Raw genomic sequence first — 12,209 nt, forward strand, 5'->3', positions numbered from 1 at the left:
GGTGGATCGACGGGTGGAGGTCGACGGCCTCCACCTGGAGGCACGATGCTGGGCAGGAGGCGACGGGACGCCTGTTGTCCTGTTGCACGAGGGTTTGGGCTCGATCACGGCATGGGGGCGCTTCCCGGCTCAACTGGCCGAAGCCTGCGGCCGTACGGTGATCGCCTATTCGCGGCAGGGCTATGGCCGTTCGAGCGGTTGGCCGGGAATACGACCGCTCGACTACCTCGCGCAGGAGGCCCGTCGCGTGCGGCGGGTGCTTGATGCACTGGATCTCGAACGCGCGGTCCTACTCGGCCACTCAGACGGTGGCGCCATCGCAACTGAGGCGGGGGCGCTGCATGGGTCCCGTGTTGCAGGTTTGGTGCTGGAGGCTGCACACGTCACCGTCGAGCGGCCCACCCAACAAGCGGTACGCAGCGTCGGCGAACGCTGGACGTCGGGCGACCTGCGCGAGCGGCTGACCCGTCACCATGACGATCCAGCCAGCGTCTTCCGCGGGTGGCACGATGTCTGGACAAGCGAAGCCTTCTGGGGCTGGTCAATCGCGGAGCTGCTTCCCGAGATCACCTGTCCAGTGCTGGCTATCCGCGGCGCACAGGACGCCCTTTCCAGCGCCCACCAGCTTGATGTCATCACGTCGGGCATCCCTCAAGCAGAAGCGGTGACGCTGCCCGACTGCGGCCATGTTCCGCACAAGGAGGCGCGGGAGCGCACGCTGGCGCTCGTCGCAGCCTTTGTGCGGAAGCTCTAGCGACTCTGCGGCTCTTTGGCAGGTGCATTGCTTCCGCCCAACAGCCGGCTCACGGTCATCACCAGGATTGGGATGGCCACGGCGATATAGGCGTTGTCGATGCCTCCGGGGTTCCCGGCCAGGAACCAGCCGATGACGCCCACCAGCGACAGCCCGATGCTCGCCATCGCGGCACGCGGAGACCCGAAGCGTGGCGCGAAGAAGGCCAGCAGGACCAGCACCGCAAGTGAGGCGCGCAGCGACTTGGCAAGGAAGGTGACGCTCAGCACTTCGGTGGAAAGAATGGCCAGCGGGATCGGCAGCAGGCCGGCGACGATGGTGGCCCAGCGGATGAAGCGCAGCGAAGCGGGATCGTCCCCGGTTCGCCCGCTGATCGGCAGGTAGAAGTCCTTGTAGACCAGCGTGGCTGCACCGATGCTGAGGGCCGAGATGGTCCCGAACAAGGATGCCGCCAGCCCTGCGACAACGATGGTGGCCGGCAGTGCCTGCATGTCTGCGATCAACGACGGAAAGGATTGGGTCGCCTTGATGCCGGGATACAGGATCTGGCAGACCATTCCGATCATCGCGGCAAGGATGCCGAACGGGATTAAGAGCAGCGCTGAATAGAAGCTTGCGCGCTTTGCGGTCGCCTCGTCGGGAACGGCATTGATCGCCTGCACCACATATTGGGTGGCAAACACCGCGCCGATCCCTGCGACCAACCACGCGCAGATCTGCGCCCAGCCGACCGTGTCCACCGCCAGCATCTCCGGCGGCAGCTGTGCCTGCAGTTCGCCGACGCCCCCGATCTGATGGATCGCGAAAACGAGTGCGATGATGACGCCGATATATTTTACGATGGCGTGGATGACATTGGTGTAGATCACGGAACTCATGCCGCCGAGGCTGACGTAAAGGACGCCGGCGGCGGCGGTAATGCAGATTGCGGTGGAGCGGCCGATGCCGAAGAGCGGCGCCACGATCGCCCCGCCGCTCGTGTACGTCGAGATTGCCACGATCTGCAGCGCGAAGATCATGATGACGGATGTCGCGAGCTTGACGTTGCGGCCGTACGTCCGCGCCAGCGCCCCCGAGATGGTGTTCTCCCCAATTGCCTTGAAGCGGGAGGCCAGGAGCCAGGAATAGAGGACAAAGCCGATGCCAAGCGCCGCGACGTTCCACGCCGCCGACACGCCGACGCGATAGGCAGCTTCCGCCGTGCCGACGCTGGCGGCCGTTCCGATGAACTCGCTCATCAGGAGGAAGCCGATCAGCAACGCCGGATAGGTAGTCCCGCCCGAAGAGAATTTCTGTGCGCTGTTCGCGTTCCGCCGCGCCGAGTAGCTGACGAAGGCCAGCACCACCATGTAGAGAACCGTGCCGATCACGATCGTGATCTCGTTGCCCATCGGACTTCCTCTCGTTTCGACCTTGTGCCGGCCGTTACGGATCAACTGATTTCATCAGCAAGCCGATAGCAAATAACGATTGCTTATGGTGCGCATCACACGGGCGTGACCGGTCCGTGTTTTCCGTTCCAAAGAGGGCACGGTGAACCTACCTAGTAGCTCGTCAGACAAATCCCCTGCTCGGTCGATGTGTTTGCTAAACCGCTGCTCCTTTAGCACCAGGTACTGGCGAGCCCTACGGTGCAGTGCCCCAACCCATGACAAATGTATGAATTTGTCACGAGATCAGGCGGCACGTGCGGGCCGCTATCATGCTACCTTCCTCAGTTTGCATTCCGCCATGCTTCGAGAGTGTTGGCGAATTCTGTGTCGTCGGCCGGCGCGAGTAGTGCGCTGGTGTTATCGCTGAGGCGTGTAACCAGCATGTGATCCGGCTTGCACGCGAAGACGATGCTGGGCAGACCATCGTTGTTGCTGAAGCTGAGCCCCGCGCCAACCGGTTCTCCGTACAAGGTCTGTCCCATCCCGTTACCGTTACGAACCTGATACTCAAACCACAGCGTTGCTTGGGTACCATTGACGCTGGCGAGTAGCCCGTCCGGGCTTACCCACTTTCCCTCACACATTCGGAAGGTGGACGGCACGGCCGCCGCATCCCCGCTTTCCTCGGTTGTCGATTGATCGAGCCGGTCGTCCTCTACCACGGGTTCGCTGGTGTCCCGGCTTATGGTCTCGTCGTCAGGCACGGTCACCCGCTTGGCGGTCGCCACCCACTTACCGTCACGTAGCTCGCTAGTGACCTGCACCGCGTTTGACCGAGAAGTGTTTGGAGTGGAGGTGCTTATGCGGGGGGTGAGGAACACACCCAAGCCTCCCGCTGCGACGACGAGCCCGAAGATGGTCAGCGCAACCGCACGGGGATGCGCCTCGCGCTCCTTCGTCTGTTCATGCAGGTAATCCCGTAGGGCGTCGCGGCGGATGCGTTCCTCAGCGTCGCTCGACGCGTGGTAGTGATAATGTCGCGCGCCATCGTCGTTCTCCACGTTGCGGCCGACATCCCCTGGATGGTCGGAGTTGGTGAGGCGACGGGGGTTTTCAGGCGGTAGAATCTTCATGAGAGCCTCTGTGCTATGCACGCTGATTGTTTGGGAGCGCTGGCCGCAAGCGTTGCCGGTCTGGCCGACCTGTCGGGGCAGTGGGTGGGCGCAGCTCTCTGAGCTGGCCGCTCAGATTAGCGGGTGAAGCAGCCCAGCATGCCGACCGGCACGCCGTTGCGCGTGCGGCGGCCCCAAACCCCACCGGCCGCCTGGCAGGCGCGTTGGCGGCGTCGATTTTCAGCTTCGGTCTGGGCCGCTGCCTTTGCGAAGAGCCTGAGCACCTGGACGTTTCGGCGCTGTTCCGCTGCATATTCTTCTGGATGGGTCCTGATCCACTCCGCGCGCTCAACAGCGGCTTGCCGCTCCTGCGCCTCTCGTTGCGCGAGGCGCACCTGCTCGATCTGCGTGGCACGAGCGCTGACTACCTTTGAGAGGTGCGCGTGTAGATGACCTTCGATTGGCCGAGCGCTGGCATCTGTGTCGCCGACATGATCGAAGACCCAACCTGTTTCCCGCTTCTCAAGCACGCCCGCCAGCGGCACACGTAGAGCAGGTGCTTCAGCGTCGGTCGGTTCCTGCTTCGGCAGGGTGAGGGTCACGTCGAAGTTGCACTGACCTTTATAGGCGTTGCCGCTCCAGCCTTTATAGTCGAGCGATACGGCGGTGATTTGCGACAACTCGAGCGCAGCAGTGTCGCGGGGGTCGAGTTCCCCTTCACTGGTGGTGTTCTAATGGCCAATGGGCATGGATCGAACGTCGCACGGGTTTGCCACTCGCATCCGCCATCGTCGATGAACTCGAGGCAATTGCGGCATCAAAACGGTGATCATCGCAGGGGCCAATGCGGCGTGGCGCTGGCTCGCCACACGGTGCTTCACGATTGGTCAGTTACTCTGGCCATGGCTGGAAAAGCTGACGCCGGAGCAAGAGAATACTCTCGAGTATAATCTGAAGAGAGATGAGGCGCGGATCGGTGCGCTAGACTTCGGCAAGGATGGCGATGCGGCGCTTGAGGAGGCCCGCCGCCTCGCCGACAGCGAGGCGGAACGCCGCCGCGGCACCGACCAGAAGGCGGCAACCTATCTCCCGCTCGTTGCCGCACTAATCCCCCTGGTCCTGACGCTGGTGAGTGCGCTGTGGGAGAAGAAAGCGGGCAGCGCGCCGATCTGGCTCAACATGCTGCTACTCGGTCCTGCGGTCGCCTATATCGCCAGCGCTGGTCACTGGGCGTTCCGGGAACTGAAGGTCGGCGTCTCGCACGAACCCGGGCTAACCGATTTCGAGAAGGCCTGGGGCGTCCCCCATCCGAGTCAGACCTTGGCGCGCCGCCTGTTGCTCCACACGCGGCGCAACCGCGACGGGGTCAATTGGAAGGTCACCTGCATCAAGATGGCGCACGAGTATCTGTTGCGAGCCTTCCTAACATTTTCACTGCTGCTGATCGTGAATATCGGGTGGTATCTCGCCAGACCGTTGATCCAGGCTTGGCTGTCCGCGCCCGGTCCGGTTTTGACGACCCCAAGGCAGGCGATTGCTGCCGTCGCCCAGGTCGATAGCCTCGCTGCTCAGCTTCGGACGACCGAGGCTCGGACCGTACTCGATAATGACTGTCAGAGACGGACGGACGGCCGTGCTGCGCTGACCTTCGCACCGGGCGTCGTCACTACATCCGCGAAAATCCCTTCGATCCTTCGGCCCGCGAAGGGGGAGACCGGGGCCGCGCAAGACATCCGTCTAGATTGTGCGGGCAAAGCGGTTGGTCTGGTGCGTGCCTGGTTCATCCCGATGCGATTGGCTGGTTTGAAGCGGTCGCCTGGCTTGCCTGATCCGCTCGCAGTTTCGGCGACTAACACAGTCGTCTCAATCACGAGGAATTGGCCGCCGACAGGCACCAAAAATGATCCGGCCAAATTGCCCGCCACGCTGCTCCAACAGGCGGGCTTGCGGCGCGACGGTAAAGGCCGGCCAATCGTGTGGGCCATCACCGCAGTCGGCCCAGGTGCTGTTACGAACCCGTAAGTCTCATAGATTATTCGCCTGAACGAACGGCGGGTTTCGGAGAACGTCTCAACGGCACTGAATGACCGAATGTGGGTCTAATCGGGCAATTCATGGACCCCTACCATGCGTCAACCCATCGCGAAGCGATGCTCCGGGAGGATGTCGAGGAGGTAGAAGGCGCGCCGCGGGTCTCCCGCAGGACCGTGATGATCATTCAAACGCCGCAAGCCGCGATGGGCGCGGCGGAGAAGAAGGCCGTTGGGCACCGGTCGTAGCGGGTGGCAACGCGACGCCAGTCCTTCAGGCGCCCGAACATGATCTCGATGCGGCTGCGGCGCCTGTAGCGGCGCTTGTCGTACCTGACGGGCTCGAGCCGAGATTTACGACCTGGAATGCAGGGCTGGATGCCCTTCGCCTGCAAGGCATCCCTGAACCAGTCGACGTCATAGCCGCGGTCGCCGAGCAGCCACTGCGCCTTTGGCAGATCATCCAGCAGAGCTGCCGCGCCGGCATAGTCGCTGACCTGCCCGGCGGCCATAAAGAAGCTGAAGGGGCGGCCGTTCGCATCGGCGACAGCGTGAAGCTTGGTGTTCATGCCGCCTTTGGTGCGTCCGATCAGTCGCACGAGACCCCCTTTTTAACCCGCAGGCTCGATGCCGCGCGGTGTGCCTTCAGGTAGGTTGCGTCGATCATGACTGTCTTCGGCTCGGCATCGGCCGCAGCCAGCCCCTCCATCATCCGCGCGAATACGCCTCTCTCGCCTCACCGCTTCCAGCGGTTGTACAGCGTCTCGTGCGGACCATAGTCCTTCGGCGCATCGCGCCATCGCAGCCCACTGCGCTTGACGAAAACGATGCCGCTCAGCACCCGCTGGCCATCAACCCGCGGCTTGCCGTGGCTCTTGGGAAAGTACGGGCGGAGCCGCGCCATCTGCTCATCTGTCAGCCAAGACAGGCCGCTCATGCCCAGTCTCCTCGCGGAGCCTGGATCAGATCGCGCCTCTCACATCAATGGGTCCTGACCCTAGGCGTAAGATAGTTAAACCTGCCGTTGGGCTGCACCACGCCTCAGTCAGCAGCCGCCGACTTATCGGCCGTCGGAGATCGCGCCGCCTTTCCTGATAGGGGTCCTACGTTCATACGGTCAGACAGCTCGCAGCGAATAGGTCGTTCAGGGCAAGCAGTTCCTCGTTTCGCCAGCGGCGGGTACCGGCGCACCCGGCCATTCGGTGCATGGTCTCCCGCTAACCGTGAGCCGGTCTCCTGCCACGGACGCATTGCAAGACCGATAGCTCGCCGGTCGAATGGATCGGCCAAAGAACGGGTAAGCTGATCTTCGTCGATAACGAGTCAATTGGCTGTATGATCACGAGATCGCCATGCGCACCGGAGATGATCTCGGTGCTTGGCCACAGTTGCATTGGAAGTCGAAAAGGGCACTGCTGCTTAGCCAGTAGTTAACTCGCTCGTTACCAATTGCTTGCGCTTAGCTAGAGAATTCCCGTTGTGCCGTGCCGCCGACAAGGCACGTTGATGGTGCTCCGCTTCAAATAACCGGTTGTCGTGATTTCAATAACAAATTACCTTTCAGTCATAGCGGGAAAAACCCGCAGAACCTGGGAGAGCAAGGATGCACGCCTATAAGGTGGGTTTGCTGATCGGAACCGTGTTGGCCGCAGTTCCAGCGTTAGCTCAAGATGGAACAAGGGCCGAGCAAGGGCTTCCAGCAACAACGCAAGACCAGCCTTCGCTTGCAGCGGAAGAGGGGCAGAACGGCGCCTCGGCAGGGGACATCGTGGTCACCGGCATCCGTAGCAGCCTTGCCAATTCAGCCCGCGTGAAACGCGAGGCGCAGCAGATCGTCGACAGCATTTCCGCTGAGGATGTTGGCAAGTTTCCGGATGCCAATGTCTCTGAATCGCTTCAGCGCATCACGGGCGTGGCGATCGACCGATCTGGTGGCGAAGGACAGTTTATCACGGTCCGCGGGCTGGGGCCGGAATTCAATACAGTTCTGGTTAATGGCCGCATCATGGCGACCGATAACCCGGGACGCGAGTTCTCGTTCGACGTGCTGTCTTCGAATATGATCCAGCGCACTGACGTATTCAAATCGAGCGTGCCAGACCTTCAGGAAGGCGGCATCGGGGCCACGGTCAACATCATCACCGCGCGGCCGCTGGACCAGCGTGAGGGGTTGCACTTCGCCGCGTCCGCCGGCGGCATCTATGACACGCTGAGCGAAAAGCTTGGCCCGGATGCCTCGGCTGTCGTGTCCTGGACCAATGCCGACAAGACGTTTGGTGCCGTTCTGTCGGGCGCCTACTCCAAGCGGAAGAACCAGGCCGATCAGATCGCGGTCGACGGTTGGATCAACGGCCGGCCGGACATCATCTCGATGGTCGATGGCGCCCCGAGCTTGGTGACCGGATCGGATTCCCGATACCCGCGGGCCGGCAACGTGAACGTACCCCAGAGCCTCTACTACCAGCGCGTCCAGGAAACGCGCGAACGGATCAATGTCGCGGGGTCGGTGCAATATCGTCCTGCCGACAATCTGGAGATCACGGTAGACGGGATTTATTCAAAGTTCGATGTGTCGGGCGTCGTGCGTCGAATGGATAACTTCCTGGCCGCGCCGTATCTAGAGCCGACGTTCAACGACAATGGCACGGCGACCAGCCTCGGGATGATCGGTGCCGACTTCATTGCGCGCTACCCACAATTCCTGGAAGCTAACCGCGATCGACTTACCAACAACGGACTGAACGCGAAGATCGATCATGTCTACAACACCACGAACCGCCAGTCGGACAGCTATCAGGTCGGCGGAAACGTCAAATGGAACCCGGGCGAAGGTCTGGAGGTGCGGTTCGACGCGTCGCTGACCGGCGCAAACCGCAAGTCGCCGAACCGTTATCTCGTGATCGGGGCACTACTGCCCTATAGCTATCAGTTCGACCTTGAAGGCGGCGCTGGGCTGCCGAGCGTGTCGTTCGACAACAACATCATCAACGATCCCGACCGGATGCGACTGCACTATATGGCGGTCGACCGGAACACGTCGCGCGATCGCGGGTCCGAATTCCATCTCGACACGAAGTTCGACGTTAACGACTCTGTGTTGCGGTCGGTGATGATTGGCGGATCGTATACGCAGCGGCGCAAGACCAACCGGTCGTTCAACAACAGCGACTCCAATTGCACCTATTGCGGGTACCAAGTTCCGATCGAAGCCGGTCTGCTGAAGAACTACGAATGGGGCAGCCTGCTGGGAACCGGAGACAGCATTCCGCCATCCCTGTTCGAATTCGATGCCGATGCGATGCTCGCCTATCTCAACGATCCGGCGACGCTGGCCATCCCGTCCAACGGCCGGACACCAGAGGAACAGGCTGCCTTCGCGCAGCGGGTGCTCGCTCTGCCGGGCGGACCGTTCGGGGTGCGCGAGCAGCTTCGCGGGACGGTCAACGTCCAGGAAAAGCTGACCGCCGGCTATATCAGCATGCAGTTTGGCGGTTCGAACTGGTCCGGCAACGTCGGGGTTCGCGTGATCAAGACCGATGTGGTCTCGTCGGGTTTCAACACGCCGGTTACCAGCATCAACAACACGCCCGGCGACGATACGCTGCAATATACCTATGGTCCGGCAACGGCCGTCTCGGTGCGCAACAGCTATGTCAACGCGCTGCCTTCGGCCAACATCAAAATCAACATCACTGACAACTTCATTACGCGCGCCGCCTTCTCGCAGACGGTTACCCGGCCCACGCTGACCGACTTGGGCGTCAATAATGACTTTGGCGGGCGTATTTCCGTGCCGCAGTCGTCGGGCGGCAATCCGGGCCTGCTGCCGTTCAAGTCGACCAACTACGACCTGTCGGCCGAATGGTATCTTTCCCCGGTCAGCTATCTGAGTGTCGGCGCCTTCTACAAGGATCTGAGCAACTTCCTGGAGCTTCAGACGCTGCCGGTCGTTCGCTTTGGCCGAACATTCCAGGATACGCGCACCCGGAACGGTCAGACCGGTTATATCCGCGGCATCGAGGTTGGCGGGCAGTATGCGTTCGACTGGCTGCCGGGCTTGGCTTCGGGCTTCGGCGTTGCCGGAAACTATACCTATGTGAGCAGCAAGGTGGAGCGGGACCAGACGCTTGCCGACTATGATTGCGGGTATAACGGCCTCTCTCCGCACTCCGCGAACGGAAGCATTTTCTACGAGAAGTTCGGAATTTCAGCGCGGGCGTCGTATAATTGGCGTTCCGACTATCTGCGCTCGTGCCGATCGAGCCAGGGGCGCCCGCGCAATCGGTCATCTTATGGCCAGCTTGACTTCAACCTCGGCTATGACGTGACCGAGAATGTCCAAGTGTATTTGCAGGGCGTGAACGTGTTGAATGAGAAGGTGGACGAATGGTCGGCCATTGAGGAGCGCTACCTGCTGCTCGAGGAGACGGGCGCACGGTACAATTTCGGTGTTCGCGTGAGATTCTAAGGGGCCGATGCGTATGTTCATGCAACGCCAAGAAATCCGACATCTGACTCCGCCTCGGCTCCGCCCGGTGCGATCAGGTGCACCTTCAACCGGCCGAGCTTTTTGACGAGGCCTTGTGCGGCGTCCTCCTCGGAGGCCCGCCTGGAGACGAACACTCGGTCGATCCAGCCTTTGAGGAGCGCCGGCATTAACCACAGTAGACTGGATAGACAAGGATCAGGTGATCGGCCTGATCAATTCGGTGCTGTTCTCTAGGGTCAGGACTCGTTGTTTAGAGCCAGAAGATGACGGTGGCAGCGAGTGCGATGGCGGAGAAGAAGGTGGTGGGGCAGCGATCGTAGGGGGTCGCGGCGCGGTGCCAGTCCTTGAGGCGGCCGAACACGATCTCGATACGGCTGCGCCGGCGGCAGCGGCGCTTGTCGTATCGGACCGGGTCGTTGCGGGATTTCCAACCGGGGATGCAGGGCTGGATGCCTTTGGCCTGGAGCGCGTCCCGGACCAGTTTGCGTCGTAGCGCGATCGACGAGCAACCACTGTGCCTTCGGCAGATCATCGAGCAGCCCTGCGGCGCCGGTGTAGTCGCTGACCTGTCCGGCGGTCAGGGAGAAGCTCAAGGGACGGCCGTTCGCATCTGCGATGGCGTGGAGCTTGGTATTCATGCCGCCTTTGGTGCGGCCGATCAGGCGCCCGAAATCCCCCTTTTACCCGCGGGCTGGATGCCGTGCGGTGCACCTTGAGGTAGGTTGCGTCGATCATCACGATCTTCGGCTCGGCCTCGCCGTCGCCAGCCCTTCCATCATCCGCGCGAACACGCCTCGCTCGCCCCAGCGCTTCCAGCGGTTATTGAGCGTCTTGTGTGGGCCGTAGGCATCCGGCACGAGAACGTGATAGCCGAGGTCGGCGTCAAGCTTTCCGCACGCCTCCAAAAAGCGGATCTCCCAAGCCAACATCCGAGCGTCGCAAGATCTGCCTCGATTTCCGTTATTTCGCGACGGATATAAGCGACAACGTAGTTGCTGGCTGATCGGGTCTGAGACGGTGTCGCGAAACCTAGCACTTTCGCGACAACAAGACGATGTGGAGCGGTGTATCGGGCATCTGGCGCAGACGCAGAGCGGCGTGGAGGCCGGCGCCAGCTCGGGTTCAGACGGGGCGTGACTGCCAGGCAAACACTAGACTTCTGTGACGGTCATGCCCCTCGCGCGGGAATCCGGAGCTTCATAGGACCTCATAACGCTTCAACGCCGGAGCCGGAGGTTGGACAGTTACCGAGAGGTGCCCTCAGGAGGACAGCACATTGGTAAGCGCCTTCAGTAACGCCTGATCTGACCAGAGCTTTGAGCCGACCGGACGCCCTCGCTCGCTTTAGCCTCCGAGCGTCTGATCCTGCTGCCGGAACCAGGCGAGCGCCTGCTCGAAGTGATCGGCTTCGAAGTCCGGCCAAAGTTCATCCCTTACATAGAAGTCGGCGTAGACCGACTGCACCGGCAGAAAGCCACTAAGCCGCCGCCCACCTCCCCAGCGTACAATAAGCTCGAGGCGTGAGACCTCCTGCGAGCGCAGGCCGCCGCTTTCGAGGCCGGCCAAGTCCCACTCCCACCCATAGTTCATCAGAAGATTGACCTTCATCCCGGTGCCGCGGCGATCCCGAAATTCGATAAGTTCGCGGGGAAACTGCAATGAGGTTGCATCGCCCACCACCAGCACGGCTGCGCCGCGAGCCATGATCTCTCGGGCAAAAGCCACCGAGGCCGCCTTGAAGCTTTCTGTCTGCACCGACGGTCGTTTGATATTATCCTTGGTGAAGCAATAGATCGACACCTCCTCGATCCCGAGGAGCTTGCACTGTTCAAACAGGAGTAGACCTGGCTCTACGCCGTTTGCGTAGCCGTCCTGCTTAGGAAGGCCGCGAGATGAGGCCCAGCGCCTGTTTCCGTCTGGAATGAATCCGACGTGCCGCGGAACTCTTCCCTTGGCCATTCACGCTCTCCTGCAGCCGCGTTCTAAGCGATAGCATCTGAAGTGAGGAGTGGTCACGCACGGCCTCTTCCAACGCGGGTTCATTGGTCAGATAGCGTTTGCCGACGGCTCTCGGGGTCTTCGCGATTTAAGGCAATCATGCCCGCCCGTGCTTTGCCGCCTCGGATCACCTCCAGAGCGTCGGCCTCGATCCCCGCGACGATCGCAACGTTCGAGTTTGGTGGGCGTCGCAATCGGGAAGACGTACCCTGCCGCGAAAGACGGAACATACGCAACGCGACAAACTTAGGAGATTCTCGACAGGAGCGGAGACCTCCGTTTGCCCAGGGGCGGAACGGAAGCTCGTTTTGCCTGATCACCGATCTGCGGCCAGCCCCAAGTAGCCCATCCGAGCTAGGCCAGAACCTGAACGAGCGGCCGGCTTCAGGCGGCGGCAACGACGCCTTCGACGTCCGCTTATGGGTCGTCGGGCATCCACTGTGGCAGCCCCGA

Annotated in this window: 8 protein-coding genes and 2 pseudogenes; 3 read left to right on the forward strand and 7 right to left on the reverse strand. The window is 61.6% G+C overall.

Annotation, left to right across the window (positions count from 1 at the left end; translation table 11 throughout):
• The first annotated feature begins 13 nt into the window (after positions 1 to 13).
• Positions 14 to 754 carry an alpha/beta fold hydrolase gene (locus EO081_RS11085; RefSeq protein ID WP_165284603.1) on the forward strand — a complete coding sequence of 247 codons (741 nt, stop codon included), beginning with the start codon at positions 14 to 16 and terminating at the stop codon, positions 752 to 754.
• Here the strand turns inward: EO081_RS11085 and EO081_RS11090 are convergent.
• The 3 genes from EO081_RS11090 to EO081_RS11100 form a co-directional block, all read right to left on the reverse strand.
• Complete coding sequence (locus EO081_RS11090) at positions 751 to 2,145, reverse strand: sodium:solute symporter family protein (protein WP_206364373.1); 1,395 nt, start codon at positions 2,143 to 2,145, stop codon at positions 751 to 753. The genes EO081_RS11085 and EO081_RS11090 overlap by 4 nt on opposite strands.
• Positions 2,146 to 2,468: 323 nt before the next feature.
• The gene (locus EO081_RS11095) at positions 2,469 to 3,260 is read right to left on the reverse strand and encodes a hypothetical protein (protein ID WP_129341982.1); all 792 of its coding nucleotides are present in this window, start codon (positions 3,258 to 3,260) and stop codon (positions 2,469 to 2,471) included.
• A gap of 116 nt (positions 3,261 to 3,376) precedes the next feature.
• Entirely contained in the window at positions 3,377 to 3,919 is a 543-nt protein-coding gene (locus EO081_RS11100; protein ID WP_129341983.1) for a hypothetical protein, read from the reverse strand.
• 145 nt (positions 3,920 to 4,064) lie between these two features.
• Between EO081_RS11100 and EO081_RS11105 the strand changes: the two genes are divergently transcribed.
• Entirely contained in the window at positions 4,065 to 5,261 is a 1,197-nt protein-coding gene (locus EO081_RS11105; protein WP_129341984.1) for a hypothetical protein, read from the forward strand.
• A 196-nt stretch (positions 5,262 to 5,457) separates the two neighbouring features.
• On the opposite strand, the pseudogene EO081_RS11110 reads toward EO081_RS11105, so the two are convergent.
• Positions 5,458 to 6,206 (reverse strand): annotated as a pseudogene (locus EO081_RS11110) (IS5 family transposase).
• Between the two features lie 666 nt (positions 6,207 to 6,872).
• Between EO081_RS11110 and EO081_RS11115 the strand changes: the two are divergent.
• A complete protein-coding gene (locus EO081_RS11115) occupies positions 6,873 to 9,737 on the forward strand; it encodes a TonB-dependent receptor (RefSeq protein ID WP_129341985.1) in 2,865 nt (954 codons plus the stop codon).
• A gap of 17 nt (positions 9,738 to 9,754) precedes the next feature.
• On the opposite strand, the gene EO081_RS17280 is transcribed toward EO081_RS11115, so the two are convergent.
• From EO081_RS17280 to EO081_RS11130, 3 genes and pseudogenes are all read right to left on the reverse strand, one after another.
• On the reverse strand, positions 9,755 to 9,925 hold the full coding sequence (locus tag EO081_RS17280; RefSeq protein ID WP_129341986.1) for an NAD(P)H-dependent oxidoreductase: 171 nt from the start codon (positions 9,923 to 9,925) through the stop codon (positions 9,755 to 9,757).
• Between the two features lie 83 nt (positions 9,926 to 10,008).
• Positions 10,009 to 10,612 (reverse strand): annotated as a pseudogene (locus EO081_RS11125) (IS5 family transposase); the annotation flags it as partial.
• Positions 10,613 to 11,102: 490 nt separating this feature from the next.
• Positions 11,103 to 11,717, reverse strand: a complete 615-nt coding sequence (locus tag EO081_RS11130) for an undecaprenyl diphosphate synthase family protein (protein ID WP_129341987.1) — start codon at positions 11,715 to 11,717, stop codon at positions 11,103 to 11,105.
• Positions 11,718 to 12,209: the final 492 nt, after the last annotated feature.

The sequence above is a fragment of the Sphingomonas desiccabilis genome (assembly GCF_004135605.1).
Taxonomy (GTDB): Bacteria; Pseudomonadota; Alphaproteobacteria; order Sphingomonadales; family Sphingomonadaceae; genus Sphingomonas; species Sphingomonas desiccabilis.

Excerpts from the sequence above, each read along its gene's own strand:
- EO081_RS11115 (WP_129341985.1), top strand. The coding sequence starts at position 6,873 with ATGCACGCCTATAAGGTGGGTTTGCTGATCGGAACCGTGTTGGCCGCA.
- EO081_RS11095 (WP_129341982.1), bottom strand. The coding sequence starts at position 3,260 with ATGAAGATTCTACCGCCTGAAAACCCCCGTCGCCTCACCAACTCCGAC.
- EO081_RS11130 (WP_129341987.1), bottom strand. The coding sequence starts at position 11,717 with ATGGCCAAGGGAAGAGTTCCGCGGCACGTCGGATTCATTCCAGACGGA.
- EO081_RS17280 (WP_129341986.1), bottom strand. The coding sequence starts at position 9,925 with ATGCCGGCGCTCCTCAAAGGCTGGATCGACCGAGTGTTCGTCTCCAGG.
- EO081_RS11090 (WP_206364373.1), bottom strand. The coding sequence starts at position 2,145 with ATGGGCAACGAGATCACGATCGTGATCGGCACGGTTCTCTACATGGTG.